This is a genomic window from Pseudothioglobus sp. nBUS_23 (assembly GCF_051201565.1).
Classification (GTDB): Bacteria; Pseudomonadota; Gammaproteobacteria; order PS1; family Pseudothioglobaceae; genus Pseudothioglobus.
The window spans coordinates 545447-561085 of sequence record NZ_CP179200.1 but is presented as its reverse complement, the minus strand read 5'-3'; the positions used below and the strand labels follow the sequence as shown (position 1 = coordinate 561085).

Sequence of the window (15639 nt, the reverse complement as noted above, 5' to 3'; positions counted from 1 at the left end):
AATTTATCATTCATTCTCTAAAAACAAAGCTTCGACTTCATGAATTTTGCCTACATCAATAAGAACCATTAAAACGTGGTCACCACTCTCAATGACTAATTTTTTTGACCCCATCAATAACTCTTCATCTCGAACTATTGCGCCAACAACAACTCCTTCTGGCAACGGAAGATCCTTAACACACACACCAACAACTTGAGACGTATTTTCGTTACCATGAACAACAATTTCTATTGCTTCAGATTTGCCATGCTGTAAAGAATGAACTTGCATAAAATCGCCCTTTCTTAGGTGAGACAAAATCCCACTCACAGTAATCTGATCTGGTGAGACAATAATGTCCACATCCCCACTCTGCTCAGCAAGGTTTGCATAAACATCCCTTTTGACTAGTGCGATGGTTTTATGAGCTCCGAGACGTTTTGCGAGAATTGAAACAATGACATTCACTTCATCAGAGTCTGTCAAAGCCAAAAATAAATCAGTATTTTCAATGCCTTCTTCTTTTAATAAATCCTCATCAGAAGCATTACCTTGAAGGACAAGAGTATTATTAAGCTCTTCACTGAGATATTTGGCTCTATTTTCATCAAGTTCAATAATCCTTAGATTGTGACTCTCTTCAAGAAGCTTTGCTACATTTAAGCCAACACTACCTCCGCCCGCAATAAAGATTTTTTGATAAGTGTTTTCTGCCCTTCTGAACTCCTTAAGGGCTCTTGAAATATCATTTTTCTTTGCAAGAAAATAAACATGATCACCCTCTCTGATTACGGTATCACTTTTTGCAGGAATAGCTCTTTCATTCCTATAAAGACTGACAATGCGTATTTTTACTTCTGGCATGTGCTCTTGGAGCTCTTTAATAGGTCGATTCACAATTGGAGTTCCAATAAAAGCACGAGTCTCAACTAGCTGCACTAGGCCATTCTCAAAGTCAAACACTTGAGATGCTCCTGGCTCATCGACAATGCCTTGAATGTAGTCCGTAATTAGGTTCTCAGGTGTAATTAAGAAATCAATTGGTAGAGCGTCATTTGAAAAAATTTCTGGTCTTAAGAGGTACTCAGTTGTTCTAATTCTTGCAATTTTTTTCTCAACATGATACAAAGTATGGGCCATTCGGCATGCCACCATATTTCTCTCATCAGAATTCATAACAGCAATAACCATATCCATGGACTTAATACCTGCTTTTTCTAAAACACTTGGATATGCACCATAGCCAATAACTGTTTTTATATCTAAGTGCCTTTGAAGCGGTATAAGCATCTCTTCTTTCTGGTCAACAATAGTGATGTCGTTATCATCATCTAAACAGAGATACCTTGCTAAGGTAGAGCCAACCTGGCCAGCACCTAAAATGAGTATTTTCATTTTTTATCTATCCCTAAATCTTTAAGCTTCCTATAGAGTGTTGTTCTCTCAAGGCCAGCAATCTCTGCAACAACAGCAATATTATTATCATTAGCAGCCAGGTGATGAAGCAGGTATTGACTCTCAAAAATATTTCTAGCCTCTTTAAGCTTTAATTCATAGTTGATTCCACTAACATGCTGGGTTTCTTGCTCAGACTCATCTGGAGTCATTATATTTCTTAATATAGGGAGAAAGTCGTGCAAAGGTTTTTTTAGAAAGTCAACTGCGCCTAACTTCATAGCCTTAACTATATCACTAGGCTCAGCATGACCTGACATCATAACAACTGGCGTATCAAGACCTTCAGAATGCCACTCTGACAACAAGGAAATTCCGTCTTGCCCAGGCATCCAAACATCCATGAGGATCAAATCAAAATGATTTGCTGCTAGAACAACTTTGGCTTCTGCTGCACTTCTAGCAAGCATAGTTGAATAGTTAACATCCTCAAGAATATCTTTAATAATCTCAGTATTATCTTTCTCATCATCAATGATCAAGATTTTTCCAAATGTTTGCTCTTCAGTCACTTATCCCCCTTTAAAAATTCGATTATACTCAATTCAATAGTGATTCTTGCACCATGAGGCTTGATATTGCTTGCAAATATTTGGCCATCATGCTGCTCAATAATATTTTGAACAATGGCAAGACCCAAGCCGCCACTCTTCTCTTTGGTGGTGATGTATGGTTCAAATACATGGTCAATAATTTCTTCAGGAAATCCTTTGCCATCATCGATAATTGTTATTTGAACCAACCCCTCTTTGGCTTTCAAAAGTGTTTTGATTTTGATATTGAGAGCCGAGGAATCCTTCTTAGCTTCTATTGCGTTTTTAATAAGATTAATGAGTACCCTTGAGATTGCATCTTGGTCAAGCTGAATCTTTGGCAAATCACCACTTAAATCAAGATCCACTCTAACATCATCGTGATTATCATAAAGAGAGGCCGACTTATTAATTAAAGTATTTAAAGAGGACAAGGTTTTTCTAATTTCTGGTGTATTTGCGTAATCTGCAAAGGCGCTCACCATTGAATCCATAGATGCAACTTGGTCAATTATGGTTTGTGTAGTTTTATCAATAACTCGAGAATCTTTTTCATCCAGCTTATCTAGAAACAAATTACGAAGCCTCTCTGCAGACAATAAAATTGGCGTCAGCGGGTTTTTAATTTCGTGCGCCATGCGAACAGCAACCTCACCCCAAGCCGCCTTCTTTTGAGCTCTGTTAAGCTTAGAAATGTCATTAATAATAATCACATAACCAAGAGATTTTTTTTCAATATCAAGAAAAGCCCCTTGGCAATAAAGAAGACGATTTCTATCATTGAGTGATAATTCAATTTCATGATTCCATTCTAGAGAGTCACTTTCAATCTTGCCATCGATATAATCGAAGAGAGGATTAAGATTTGGATAATCCTTAACAATTGCATCATAAGGCTCAGAAGTATATTTCGAGACATCATCTATTTGAAGCATTTTCCCAATTACTGGGTTAATGATCTGTATTTTCTTTTTTTCATTGAGTGCAATAACACCAAAGGAATATTGAAGAATTGTTTCTAGATATAAATTATGAGTATCCAGGCCCTCTCTAGAAAGCTTAATTCTTCTACTCATCTCATTGAAGTGCCCAATGAGATCATGCATATCTTTGAACTTTGAGTCACGCTCAATCTCAACGTCATAGTTACCAGCAGAAATCTCTCTTGTAGCTATAGATAAGTTATGCATCGGCCTCATGAGCTGATCAATCATTCTTAAAACAATTAATAATGCGCTCAAAACTGCCAATAAAATGGTTGAGGTGAAGTCGATCATAAATCGAGTTTTAATGATTGATGAGTTCAGTGTCAATTCGGCATCTTTTGCAGCATCTCGAAAGCGTGTCATTCTCGAAGTTAGGCTCTCAATATTAATGTCTGGTGCGAAGTGAGCGATTAAGGTAAACTCATCTGTCGACGCTGTAAATCCATCTGCCGAACAATTGGAGTCCGCACGTTTACTTGATGCAGCTAAATTCATCTCACTATCATAAAGCTTAAGCTCACATGCCCAAAAATCACTGGTTAAAAGACTTAAAACAGTTTGCATTTTTTCATTAGAGGCTCGAGGTGCATCAAAATAATTTACTAGTTTGGCAATATTTCGAATACGATCCTCAAAGTACTTAATTGCAATATTATTTGTATTACGATAGAGCTCATCTACTTCACCACCAACCTTCAAATTAAACTCATCAAACTGATTTTCAGCAATTTGAAGGTTGTCTCTGATTGAGCCAAATGAAAAAAGGTAGAAAGATAGTACTGGAAGCAAAACTAAAACTGGAACAATCCTTATAAAAGACCAGGTAAACCTTGAGCCAATCACACCCTCCTCAGTATTTTGTTTTAATTTTTTCATTGAGAGTGTGATGTAGAAAATGGCAACGCCACTCATAATCACATTGAATAAAACTAAAACTAGATACCATTTCTCAATTAATTCTGGATTTAGACCAAGGTAGAACATCCCAAAAAACGAAATTAAGAAAACGCCTATCCAAAACAAAGCACGGGGAGCTTCTTTCAATGAAAAAGCCTGATTAAGCAACATAAATTTTGTTAACCAAAAATTAAAGTATTTCGATTATCTCATAAATGCATTATTTCTAACACAAGTTGTTGATAAAATACAACAACACAACATTTTCAATTCTTTTGATAGAAACCGACAACCAGCTTAGTCTTTACCTAAATCATATTAAGAATGAGGCTCTTCTTGCTATAGACACCGAATTTAGAAGAGTTGATTCTTATTTGCCTGAGTTATGCTTGATCCAGATTGCTACGAAAGATAAACTAGAGTGTATTGACGTACTGTCACTAGATAATCTTGAGCCTTTATTTGTAAAACTTTATGGCAAAAAAACTAAGTGGATTGTTCACTCTGCTAGACAGGATATAGAAGCTCTCTATTCATTATCTAATCGAATTCCCAGTGCGATCTTTGATACTCAAATTGCCGCATCTTTTCTTAATTATCCATTGCAAATCTCTTATCAAAGCCTCACCGAATCACTTGAGGATGTTAGATTGGAAAAAAAATTTACAAGATTTGATTGGAAAAAACGTCCACTTCCAGCTGATGTTTTGCAGTATGCACTTGATGACGTTAAATATTTAATGCCGATCTTTAATAAGCTCTCTAAAGAGCTTATTGAGCATGGAAAGTTAGAATGGGCTGAGGAAGATTGTCAATTTTTGCTAAAAAAAGAAACCTACAACCCCAATCTCAAACAAATCATAAAAAAAACAAAAGGTATTTCGAAAATCTCTAAGAAGCATAGAGATATGGCAATCAACTTAATTTTATGGCGTGAATCAATAGCCCAGACAAAAAACAAGCCTCGTAAATGGGTCATGTCAGATGAAAAAATTATCAACTATGCAACTGGAAATATTAATTTTTCCTCTAAAGAATGGAATCAATTTGACAGCTTCATAAAGAAGAATAAGCAGGAGTTTAAGGATTTAAACCTAATTAAGTCAACAAAACCTCTTTCAGAACAAGAACTTATAAGAAAAGATGAGTTAAAAAGACAAATTACTAATCTTTCAATCGAACATAATTTACCAACTGAATTAATCTGCACATCTAAAAAACTTGTTAAATTTATAAGGGGCAGTGACTCAACTTTATTAAATAGTGGATGGAGATCCAAAATATTTAAAATATAATATTATCTTGTATTCAAACAGATTGGAAAACTATTAAAACAAACACCTTTAGAATTATTTCGGGAAGTCTGAAAGGAAGAAAATTTTCCTTTAAAGACTCTGATAGACTTCGCCCAACTTCAGGCAAAGCTAGAGAAACATTATTTAATTGGCTTCAGTTTGAGATTCATAACAAAACTATTCTAGATCCATTTGCTGGGACTGGAGCTTTGGGTATTGAGGCAATCTCGAGAGGCTCTGGAAAGGTATGCTTTATTGAAAAAGACTTCAATACTCATAAAATACTTGACTCTAATCTAAAACTTTTAGAGTCTGATCGTTACGACCTAATTAACCAAGATTCACTAAAATATCTTGAGAAAGAACAACTTCAACCTTTCGATTTTGTTTTCTTAGACCCTCCCTTTAACCAAGAATTAATTCCTTTGACATTGTCTTTAATCTCGAAACAGAATCTTGTAGATTCAAAAAGTAAAATTTACGTTGAGTCAGAGTTTGAGATAGACCTAGAGCTCTTAAATTCAAACATAAAGTATAATTGTACGATTGAAAAACAAAAAAAATCAGGGAATGTCTATTATTGTCTGATAAGCTTGGTTTAACTATGAAAAAAATTGCAATCTATCCTGGATCATTTGACCCCATAACTAATGGGCACATTGACCTTATAAAGAGAGCCTCTAAACTTTTTGATGAGGTCATTATTGCAATAACACAAAATGCTAGCAAATCTAGTTTTCTATCTATAGAAGAAAGAGTTAGCGCTGCCGAAAACTCAATCAGTTCCCTTAAAAACACCAAAGTCCTAAGCTTTAACTCACTATTGGTTGATTTTGCCAAAGAACACAACGCGCAAATTATCATCAGGGGTTTAAGGGCTGTATCTGATTTTGAGTACGAGTTTCAATTAAGTGGAATGAATAAACGTCTGAATTCTGAAATTGAGACCTTATTTATGACCCCCTCCGAAGAATTTGCCAACATTTCCTCATCTCTAGTTCGTGAAATTCTCCTTCTTGGAGGCGATATCAGCCCTTTTGTGCCTGGTGAAGTTAAAAAAATTCTTCTCGATATAGCAAAAAAATAATTTCCTTATTACCTTGAAATTGGATTTTGTATCCCTAAATAGGGTTTATACAAAAAAACAAGGAGTAAATGAAATGTCTAAAATGATTGGAATTGATTTAGGTACAACTAATTCATGCGTCGCTGTGATGGATGGTGGTGTTGCTAAGATCATTGAAAATTCTGAAGGAGCAAGAACTACACCGTCAATTATTGCATATCCGAAAGATTCTGATGAAATCTTGGTTGGGCAACCTGCAAAAAGACAGGCTGTAACTAATCCTGAAAACACACTATATGCTATTAAGCGCCTGATTGGTCGCCGCTTCGAAGAGGAGGCTGTCCAAAAAGATATCGACTTGGTTCCATATAAAATAATTAAAGCTAAAAATGGCGATGCATGGGTTGAAGTCAAGGGTAAAAAAATGGCTGCACCTGAAATTTCTGCAAGGGTTATCCAAAAAATGAAGCAAACAGCAGAGGATTACTTGGGAAGTGAAGTTACTGAAGCTGTCATTACAGTGCCTGCCTACTTCAATGATTCTCAGCGTCAAGCAACAAAAGATGCTGGAAAAATCGCTGGTCTAGATGTTAAAAGAATCATCAACGAGCCAACTGCTGCTGCTTTGGCCTATGGAGTCGACAAATCAACTGGTGATAAGAAGGTTGCTGTCTATGACTTAGGCGGTGGTACATTTGACGTCTCTATCATTGAGATGGAGGATATTGATGGAGAAAAGCACTTTGAAGTCCTTTCCACTAATGGTGATACATTCTTGGGTGGTGAAGATTTTGATCAAAGAATTATTAATTTCTTGGTTGATGAATTCAAAAAAGAGCAAGGCCTTGACCTAGCAAATGACGCTATGGCTCTTCAGAGACTCAAGGAAGCTGCAGAAAAGGCAAAAATTGAGCTTTCATCCTCTGAGCAGACTGAAATAAGTTTGCCTTATATTACTGCTGATGCCTCTGGCCCGAAGCATCTTAATATTAAAATGACTCGATCTAAGCTAGAGTCACTCGTAGCAGATCTTTTGAAGCGCTCTATCGATCCATGTAAAACTGCTCTCAAAGATGCAGGGCTATCAAGTGGAGATGTTGATGAAATTATTCTCGTAGGTGGCCAAACTAGAATGCCAAAAGTTCAGCAGATGGTTAAAGATTTCTTTGGAAAAGAGCCTAAGAAAGATCTAAACCCTGACGAGGCAGTTTCCATGGGCGCAGCTATTCAAGCTGGTGTTCTTGGTGGTGATGTAAAAGATGTATTGCTACTTGACGTAACACCTTTATCCCTTGGAATTGAAACTATGGGTGGTGTGATGACAAAGCTTATTGAGAAAAATACAACTATTCCAACGAATCAGTCGCAAATTTTCTCAACTGCTGCAGACAATCAGTCTGCTGTTACAGTTCACGTTCTCCAAGGTGAACGTGACGTCGCTAGTGCAAACAAGTCTCTTGGACAGTTCAACCTAGAAGGTATTGCGCCGGCTCCAAAAGGCCAACCTCAGATTGAAGTAACACTGGACTTGGATTCAGACGGCATCTTGAATGTCTCTGCCAAGGATAAGAATACTGGCAAGGAGCAATCGATTACTATTAAATCATCTAGTGGACTATCAGATGAAGAGGTTGACAAAATGATTAAAGATGCAGAAGCTCATGCAGATGAAGATAAGAAGTTCCAGGAGCTTGTCTCATCTAGAAACATGGCTGACTCTCTTGTTCACTCTACAAAGCAATCGCTTGAAGAGTTAAAAGACGAAATCTCCGAAGATGAAAAAACTGCAATCGAAGGAGCTGTTACTGAGTTAGAAGAAAGCATTAAGGGTGACGATAAAGAAGCAATCGATGCTAAAGTGCAAAATCTAAGTGAAAAAGCGCAAGTTCTGGCCCAGAAAGCACAGGAAAAAGCTGGTGCAGAAGGCTCTGCTGAAGCGGGCAATGCAGATACAGGTGAAGACGTTGTAGATGCCGACTTCGAAGAGGTAAAAGAAGAAAAGTAAGTAGCTTTATTTGCTGATTTAAAAAACCTCTCTTGTCTTGAACAAGAGAGGTTTAATATTTTAAGGGAAATATGTCAGAAAGAGATTATTACGAAGTTCTAGGTGTCGATAAAAATGCTGATGAAGCTAAGATAAAAAAGGCCTACAAACGTCTTGCTATGAAGTACCACCCAGATAGAAATGCTGGAGACAAAGCTGGTGCAGAAAAAAAATTCAAGGAAGTTCGCAAGGCATACGATATCATTTCAGATCCTCAGAAAAGATCCGCCTACGACCAATTCGGGCACGCTGGGGTTGAACAAGGTGGTCAGGGCTTTGGTGGTGGAAATCCATTTGGAGGTGCTGGAGGATTTGGTGATATTTTTGGTGATATTTTTGGTGGCGGTAACTCTAAGCCAGATAATCGAGGATCTGACCTTCGTTATGACTTAGAAATTGACTTAAAGCAGGCTGCTGAGAGTGACACAGTAAAAATAAGAGTCCCTAAAAATGATACCTGTGGAACTTGCACGGGAACTGGAGCAAAACCAGGCACCTCTGTAAAAACTTGTGGAAATTGCCGTGGTACTGGTCAAACTACAATGCAGCAAGGATTCTTTGCTGTCCAAAGGCCATGCAGCCAGTGCAATGGTACCGGAGAAAAGATTGAGTCTCCATGTGGAACCTGTCGTGGTCAAGGTGTTGTTCGAAATCAAAAAACACTTTCTGTAAAAATCCCTGCAGGGGTCGATACAGGCAATAGAATTAGACTCAGTGGTGAAGGCGAAGCTGGAGTTCGAGGTGGGCCTCATGGTGATTTGTATGTACAAATTCACATCAAAGATCACCCAATTTTTCAGCGCGAGGGCAACGATCTTTATTGTGAAGTTCCTATTGACTTTGCTACCTCAGCACTCGGAGGCTCTATCGAGGTTCCAACCTTAAAAGGAAAACTCAAAATTAATGTTCCAGCTGGAACCCAGACCTCAAAGTTGTTTAGACTTCGCGGAAAAGGCATGCCAGCAATGAGACACAATGGCTCTGGAGATCTACTCTGTCAAGTTAAAGTTGAAACTCCAGTCAATTTGAATTCAAAACAGAAAAAACTTTTAAAAGAGTTTTCTAGCTCATGTGAAGCGAAGCATCACCCTGAGTCAGATTCTTTCTTTGGTAAAATGAAGTCTTTCTTTGAGTAAGCTTGAAACAATTTGACACAAAGAATTAGTGGGTTATATTTAAAATCTCATTTTTTTATTCAATCTATAATTTATGATAATTAAGAACATCAAAGCTCGCGAGCTTTTAGATTCAAGAGGAAATCCAACTGTTGAAGCTGAAGTCTACTTAACTAATGGAGTGAGTGGAAGCGCAATAGTGCCATCTGGAGCATCAACAGGTCAAAGAGAGGCGCTAGAGCTTAGAGATGGTGATAAAAACCGATATCTAGGTAAAGGGGTTCTTAAGGCAGTTAATTATATTAATTCCGAAATCAATTACGCCTTAAAGGGCATGGATGTATCTAAACAAGAGACTGTTGATCAAGCGATGATAAAACTAGACGGAACTGAATCAAAATCTAGGCTTGGTGCTAACTCAATACTTGCTGTCTCCTTAGCTTGTGCTAAAGCAAACGCAAATGCTTTGGGTGTTCCTTTATATCGCTCGTTTAACTATTCGAATTCGTATGCTATGCCGGTTCCTATGATGAATATTATTAATGGCGGCGAACATGCAAACAATAGTGTTGATATTCAAGAATTCATGATTATTCCTGCAGGCGCTCCAAGCTTTAAAGAGGCCCTCAGATATGGAACTGAGGTTTTTCATCAGCTTAAAACTGTGCTTGATAATAAAGGGCTAAACACTGCTGTGGGTGATGAAGGTGGATTTGCGCCCGATCTTCAATCAAATGAAGAAGCACTCGAGGTTATTATTGAAGCAATCAATAACGCAGGATACAAGCCTGGAAAAGACATTTTTATTGGTATTGACGCTGCAAGCTCAGAATTTTATAGTGATGGAGCCTATAATCTTAGCTCCGAGGGCTTAAAGCTCACAAACGCTGAGTTTACCGATTACCTTGCAAATTGGACAGAAAAGTATCCAATCATCTCAATTGAAGATGGGATGGATGAAAATGATTGGGAAGGATGGGATATGCTATCCAAAAAACTATCGAAATCTGTTCAGCTTGTTGGTGACGATCTTTTTGTTACCAACAGTAAAATTCTAGCCAAAGGCATTGAAAACAATATAGCAAACTCAATTCTAATTAAAGTGAACCAAATAGGAACGCTGAGCGAAACATTTGAGGCGATGAGACTTGCCCACAACGCAAACTATACTTGCGTTATGTCCCATAGAAGTGGCGAAACAGAAGACACCACAATTGCAGATCTTGCGGTAGCAACTTGCTGTGGTCAAATTAAAACAGGCTCACTCTCACGTTCAGACAGACTGGCAAAATACAATCAACTATTAAGAATCGAGGAGGATTTGGGTGAAAAAGCCTCATATCCTGGCCTAAACGCATTCAAAAATCAATCAATAGATTGAGAACAATCTTGTTTTAATACTTAAAGTTAATTTAAGGTTAAAATAGTACATCAATGACTATTATGGGTAACTGATTGGAATCACTGTCCACTTTTTGGCTAAGTGTTTTACTTTTCATTTTAATATTGGCTTCCGCTTTCTTCTCATCTTCGGAAACTTCGATGATGGCTATAAATCGGTATCGCCTTAAAACATTAATCTCAAAAAACAATGTCCAAGCCAAAAGGGTTGAAAAGCTTCTGAATAACATTGATTATTTGATTGGTGCTATTCTTTTAGGTAACAACTTTGTCAACATTTTAGCTGCAAGTATAGCTACTCTGTTATCTATAAAGCTTTATGGTGAAGGCTCGGTCATTATTGCCTCAATGATTCTAACAGTGGTGATTTTAATTTTTGCAGAAAACACCCCTAAAACCTTTGCAGCAAAAAATCCTGAAAGAGTTGCTCTTCCAGCTTCATGGCTTCTTGATTTATTCATAAATCTTTTTAAACCAGTAATTTTTTTAATATCTCTCATATCAAAATTTATTCTTAATATCTTTGGCCTAAAGACTGAAAGTAAAAATGATTTAAATTCTGAGGAGCTTCGCATGGCAGTCAAAGACTCTAAGTCCATGATGTCTAATAGCTATCAGAGAATGCTTCTCAACATCATAGACCTTGAGAAAGTTAAAGTTGAAGACATCATGATTCCTCATAATGAATTAGTAATTGCTGATATCAATGATGAGGAGGAGTTATTTGATCAATTCAAACGAATCCAGCATAACCGACTACTCATTTTTGAAGGGTCTGAGAGTAATATAATTGGAACAATTCATATGAGAGACCTAGTCAATAACTATGCTAAAGATGAAGTGAATATGTCACAAATTAAAGAGCTCATTAGAGAACCTTATTTTGTTCCAGAAGGAACGCCTTTATCGCAGCAACTTGAACACTTTAAGAACCAGAAAAGAAGGTTAGGAATTGTTGTAGATGAATATGGTGAGGTTCAAGGAATGGTTGTGCTAGATGATATCCTAGAAGAAATAGTAGGACAATTCACCTCATCTCAAGGTGAGAGCATTGATGAGATAACTTTGCAAGAAGACGGAAGCTACCTAGTTGATCCCAAAATAAGTATTCGAGAGCTCAATACTGAACTCAAAATAAAGCTACCATTTGACAATGCCAAAACTCTGAATGGACTAATTTTAGAGCAACTTCAAAGCTTTCCTCAACACAATGTTTCTTTGAAAATTGATCCATTGATCATTGAGATTATTCAAGTCAGCAAGCAGGGAGTTAAACTAGTCAAAATCACAAAATTAAATTAGGTATGATTTAAATTAAAAAAAATAATGACTCCAATAAATAAGGAAAAAAATGTTTAAATTTTTTACAGAAAAACAATGGGCATTATGGGCCTATCTTGGTTCAATAATAATTCTATCTTCGCTATGGGTTCAAGTCCAAATTGATGTTAAGATCAATGAATGGTTTGGTGAATTCTACGATATGATTCAGAAAGCATTAGCGGAGCCAAATACTGTTACCATTGAAGAGTACTTTGGTGGATTATGGTCGTTTATAAGCCTTGCTATGATTTATGTAGCAATTGCTGTTCTTGTTTCTTTTTTTACAAATCATTTCTTATTTAGATGGCGAACTGCAATGGTAGATTGGTACCACAGCGTATATGACAAGGCCCGTAAAATTGAAGGAGCCTCCCAGCGTGTTCAGGAAGATACAATCAAGTTTAGTAGAATCATGGAGTCACTTGGCACTAGCTTTATTTCAGCTGTCATGATTATTGTCGAGTTTTTGCCGATCTTATTTGGCCTTTCTATTGGTATTCCAATTTTCTTTTTTGGTGATTGGGAGTATGGACTGGTTGTTGGCGCCCTTATTTGGTCTGTTGGAGGCACGCTTTTTCTAGTTGGACTTGGATTAATTTTAAGGCTTGTTGGTGTTGAATATGATCTCCAAAAACAAGAAGCGGCATACCGAAAAATACTCGTTATTGCTGAAGATGATGCAGATGTTAGACCAAAAACGCTCAATGAATTATTTGATGACGTTCGAAAAATTCACTTTGTAAGCTATTTGCGTTATTTGTATTTTAATATTGGAAATATAGCTTATCTTCAATTAAATGTATTGAGTGCGTATGTTTTTCTAGCGCCAGCAATTGTCGCAGGTGCTGTTACATTAGGTGTCATGCAACAAATCATTAGGGCATTTGGAAGAGTTGAAGGTAGTATGCAATACTTATTAAAAGCATGGCCTACAATTATTGAGCTAGCCAGTGTTTATAAACGCTTAAGAGAATTTGAAACTCAGATTGAATTAATGGATGAAAGACTAACTGAATAGTTTCAAGTTAATGATTGTCCCATTTTAAGAGTCTTATTAAACTCAAAATTCATCCTTGGTACATTATGAGGAAGCAAGAGAATAACTGTTGAGCCCATATTGAACCTGCCTAGCTCCTCTCCCTTGGATAGTTTTATTTGACGAGAATCGTATTCAAAAGTTTTAACTGACTTGTTATAGGGAGGCGTTATTTGACCCTCCCACATAGTCTCCATAGATCCAACAAAAATAGCCCCAACCATGACTAAAGCAATTTCACCGTAATCTGAATCAAAATAACACACAAGTCTTTCATTGCGTGCAAAGACCTGATCAATGTCATCAACTGTCCTTTGATTTACTGAAAAAAGATTGCCAGGAATGTATTTCATTGATTTCAAGCTGCCATCAAGGGGCATATGAATTCGATGATAATCCTTGGGTGACAAATAGATTGTTACAAAACTGGTATAAAGATCGTTTTTAGAATTTTCTGCAAGTAAAGCTTCGACTGAGTACTTCTTGCCTTTTGCCTGGACAATCAATGACTCTTTTATGTTCCCATACTGAGAGACCACACCATCAACAGGTGAGACTACTTTTGATTCAGATATGGGTCTTGAACCGTCCTTGAGAGCTCGAGTGAAAAAGTCATTAAAGTGCTTATATTCATCGATATCTTCAAGCAGTGCCTCATTCAAATTAACCTTGTACTTCGAAACAAACCATGAGGTAAAGCTATTCTTTATCCATGGCGTTTGTATTCTTGCAAATCGAAACATAAGTCTCGATAAAAGATGCTGAGGTAGTAAAAACTGTAAAAATGTCATTAGACAAGCTTATCTAGAATAAAGCTAACGGCGTCCTTAAAATCAATTTCAGCTTTATCTGGAAGAGCTCTTGATTTGTATTCAATTTTTCCATTATCAGCATGAGTATCACTGATAACCAAGCGATGAGGAATGCCTAAAAGTTCTGAGTCAGCAAACATGATTCCAGGTCGCTCTTTTCGATCATCAAGGAGTACATCAATATTTTGCTGTTGACAGTCAACATAAAGCTGGTCAGCAAGTTCTTTGACGCGCGATGATTTATTGTAATTAATTGGAACTATGACCAGTTCAAAAGGGGCAATTGTCCTAGGAAAAATAATCCCTCTTTCATCATGATTCTGCTCAATACATGCAGCAATAATTCTGGTCACTCCAATGCCGTAGCAGCCCATATTCATATTAACCGCCCTGCCATCTTCACCAATGACATTGGCATTCATTGAATCTGAGTATTTTGTGCCTAGCTGAAAGATATGACCAACCTCAATTCCTCTCTTGATTTCAATCAAGCCCTGGCCATCTGGTGAAGGGTCACCTGAAACGATATTACGAAGGTCGCAAGGTGTCATTTTTTGAACATCCCTTTGCCAATTCACCCCAGTAAAGTGCTTATCATTTTCGTTAGCCCCACAAACAAAATCTGACAGACAGGCCGCTGCATAATCAACCAAAATTGAAATATCTATATTTACAACGCCAATAGAGCCAAAGTTGCAACCCAACTTTTTGATCACTTCTTCTTCCTCTGCCATTTGCAGTGGTTGCTTAATGCCCTCAATTTTTGATGCTTTGACTTCATTCAGCTCATGATCGCCTCTTAAAACAAGGGCGACTAGATTATCATCATCACCCATTACTACAAGAGTTTTAATAGAATTCTCTGGCTTAACGTTCAGCAGATTACAGACATCACTGATGGTCTTAACATTAGGAGTTTCAACAATGGTTAAATCCTCTTTAGGCTCTTCTGGAGCTCCTTGAGGAAGAGTTTCAGCCCTATCAATATTTGCAGCATAGTCTGAACTGTCAGAAAAACAGATTGCATCTTCACCTGACTCAGCGAGGACATGAAACTCATGAGAACTATCTCCACCAATTGCCCCTGAGTCAGCTAAAACAGGCCTATAATCAAATCCAAGCCTATCAAAAATATTACAATAGGTCCGGTGCATCACTTGATAAGTCTCGCCAAGAGACTCCTCATCCATATGAAAAGAATACGCATCTTTCATAATGAATTCTCTTGAACGCATTACTCCGAATCGAGGTCGAATCTCATCTCTAAACTTTGTTTGAATTTGATAAAAATTAATCGGGAGCTGTTTATAACTTCTGATGTACTGTTTAGCAATATTAGTAATTACTTCCTCATGGGTTGGGCCCATACAAAAATCTCTATCATGCCTATCCTTAAATCTTAGTAACTCTGGCCCATATTCATCCCATCTTTTTGATTCTTGCCAAAGTTCAGCTGGCTGAGCAACTGGCATCAATAATTCTAATGCCATCGACTTATTCATTTCTTCTCTGATAATTTTTTCAACCTTCTGAATAATCTTTAAACCTATTGGTAAGTAAGAATAAAGACCTGAAGCCAATTTAGCTATAAGTCCCGCTCTTATCATTAATTGATGCGAGATAATCTTGGCATCATTTGGCGCCTCTTTAACTGTAGAGATTAAAAAATCACTGCTTTTCATATAAAATGCTTA

The 15639-nt window shown here is 37.2% G+C and carries 13 protein-coding genes; 8 read left to right on the top strand and 5 right to left on the bottom strand.

Annotation, left to right across the window (positions count from 1 at the left end; all coding sequences use genetic code 11):
- Nucleotides 1-6 precede the first annotated feature (6 nt).
- Genes trkA through ACMAZA_RS02775 form a run of 3 tightly spaced genes read right to left on the bottom strand, consistent with a single transcriptional unit; the run spans nucleotide 7 to nucleotide 4024 of the window.
- Nucleotides 7-1377: a Trk system potassium transporter TrkA gene (trkA, locus tag ACMAZA_RS02785; protein WP_435189833.1), complete on the bottom strand. Its 1371-nt coding sequence runs from the start codon at nucleotides 1375-1377 to the stop codon at nucleotides 7-9.
- On the bottom strand, nucleotides 1374-1949 hold the full coding sequence (locus tag ACMAZA_RS02780; RefSeq protein WP_435189831.1) for a response regulator: 576 nt from the start codon (nucleotides 1947-1949) through the stop codon (nucleotides 1374-1376). Before ACMAZA_RS02780 ends, trkA begins: the two co-directional genes overlap by 4 nt.
- Nucleotides 1946-4024: a sensor histidine kinase gene (locus ACMAZA_RS02775; protein WP_435189829.1), complete on the bottom strand. Its 2079-nt coding sequence runs from the start codon at nucleotides 4022-4024 to the stop codon at nucleotides 1946-1948. The genes ACMAZA_RS02780 and ACMAZA_RS02775 overlap by 4 nt, the downstream gene beginning before the upstream one ends.
- Before the next feature lie 68 nt (nucleotides 4025-4092).
- Between ACMAZA_RS02775 and ACMAZA_RS02770 the strand changes: the two genes are divergently transcribed.
- From ACMAZA_RS02770 to ACMAZA_RS02735, 8 genes are all read left to right on the top strand, one after another.
- The gene (locus ACMAZA_RS02770; RefSeq protein WP_435189827.1) at nucleotides 4093-5148 is read left to right on the top strand and encodes a ribonuclease D; all 1056 of its coding nucleotides are present in this window, start codon (nucleotides 4093-4095) and stop codon (nucleotides 5146-5148) included.
- Nucleotides 5145-5750, top strand: coding sequence for a 16S rRNA (guanine(966)-N(2))-methyltransferase RsmD (rsmD, locus tag ACMAZA_RS02765; protein WP_435190453.1), 606 nt, complete (start codon nucleotides 5145-5147; stop codon nucleotides 5748-5750). Before ACMAZA_RS02770 ends, rsmD begins: the two co-directional genes overlap by 4 nt.
- Before the next feature lie 2 nt (nucleotides 5751-5752).
- Nucleotides 5753-6235, top strand: coding sequence for a pantetheine-phosphate adenylyltransferase (gene coaD / locus ACMAZA_RS02760; protein WP_435189825.1), 483 nt, complete (start codon nucleotides 5753-5755; stop codon nucleotides 6233-6235).
- 73 nt (nucleotides 6236-6308) lie between these two features.
- Entirely contained in the window at nucleotides 6309-8219 is a 1911-nt protein-coding gene (gene dnaK / locus ACMAZA_RS02755) for a molecular chaperone DnaK (RefSeq protein ID WP_435189823.1), read from the top strand.
- A gap of 71 nt (nucleotides 8220-8290) precedes the next feature.
- The gene (gene dnaJ / locus ACMAZA_RS02750) at nucleotides 8291-9394 is read left to right on the top strand and encodes a molecular chaperone DnaJ (RefSeq protein WP_435189821.1); all 1104 of its coding nucleotides are present in this window, start codon (nucleotides 8291-8293) and stop codon (nucleotides 9392-9394) included.
- Nucleotides 9395-9467: 73 nt separating this feature from the next.
- Nucleotides 9468-10754 carry a phosphopyruvate hydratase gene (gene eno / locus ACMAZA_RS02745; protein ID WP_435189819.1) on the top strand — a complete coding sequence of 429 codons (1287 nt, stop codon included), beginning with the start codon at nucleotides 9468-9470 and terminating at the stop codon, nucleotides 10752-10754.
- A gap of 74 nt (nucleotides 10755-10828) precedes the next feature.
- Nucleotides 10829-12076, top strand: a complete 1248-nt coding sequence (locus tag ACMAZA_RS02740; protein ID WP_435189817.1) for an HlyC/CorC family transporter — start codon at nucleotides 10829-10831, stop codon at nucleotides 12074-12076.
- 49 nt (nucleotides 12077-12125) lie between these two features.
- Nucleotides 12126-13115, top strand: coding sequence for a putative transporter (locus ACMAZA_RS02735; protein WP_435189815.1), 990 nt, complete (start codon nucleotides 12126-12128; stop codon nucleotides 13113-13115).
- 2 nt (nucleotides 13116-13117) lie between these two features.
- On the opposite strand, the gene asd is transcribed toward ACMAZA_RS02735, so the two are convergent.
- Nucleotides 13118-13876, bottom strand: a complete 759-nt coding sequence (gene asd / locus ACMAZA_RS02730; protein WP_435190451.1) for an archaetidylserine decarboxylase — start codon at nucleotides 13874-13876, stop codon at nucleotides 13118-13120.
- 47 nt (nucleotides 13877-13923) lie between these two features.
- Nucleotides 13924-15627 (bottom strand): proline--tRNA ligase, encoded by a 1704-nt coding sequence (locus ACMAZA_RS02725; RefSeq protein ID WP_435189813.1) that lies wholly within the window; start codon nucleotides 15625-15627, stop codon nucleotides 13924-13926.
- Nucleotides 15628-15639: the final 12 nt, after the last annotated feature.

What these genes read in the sequence shown, in the direction of transcription:
- trkA (WP_435189833.1), bottom strand. Translation starts at nt 1,377, where the DNA reads ATGAAAATACTCATTTTAGGTGCTGGCCAGGTTGGCTCTACCTTAGCA.
- ACMAZA_RS02775 (WP_435189829.1), bottom strand. Translation starts at nt 4,024, where the DNA reads ATGTTGCTTAATCAGGCTTTTTCATTGAAAGAAGCTCCCCGTGCTTTG.
- coaD (WP_435189825.1), top strand. Translation starts at nt 5,753, where the DNA reads ATGAAAAAAATTGCAATCTATCCTGGATCATTTGACCCCATAACTAAT.
- dnaK (WP_435189823.1), top strand. Translation starts at nt 6,309, where the DNA reads ATGTCTAAAATGATTGGAATTGATTTAGGTACAACTAATTCATGCGTC.
- dnaJ (WP_435189821.1), top strand. Translation starts at nt 8,291, where the DNA reads ATGTCAGAAAGAGATTATTACGAAGTTCTAGGTGTCGATAAAAATGCT.
- eno (WP_435189819.1), top strand. Translation starts at nt 9,468, where the DNA reads ATGATAATTAAGAACATCAAAGCTCGCGAGCTTTTAGATTCAAGAGGA.
- ACMAZA_RS02735 (WP_435189815.1), top strand. Translation starts at nt 12,126, where the DNA reads ATGTTTAAATTTTTTACAGAAAAACAATGGGCATTATGGGCCTATCTT.
- asd (WP_435190451.1), bottom strand. Translation starts at nt 13,876, where the DNA reads ATGTTTCGATTTGCAAGAATACAAACGCCATGGATAAAGAATAGCTTT.
- ACMAZA_RS02725 (WP_435189813.1), bottom strand. Translation starts at nt 15,627, where the DNA reads ATGAAAAGCAGTGATTTTTTAATCTCTACAGTTAAAGAGGCGCCAAAT.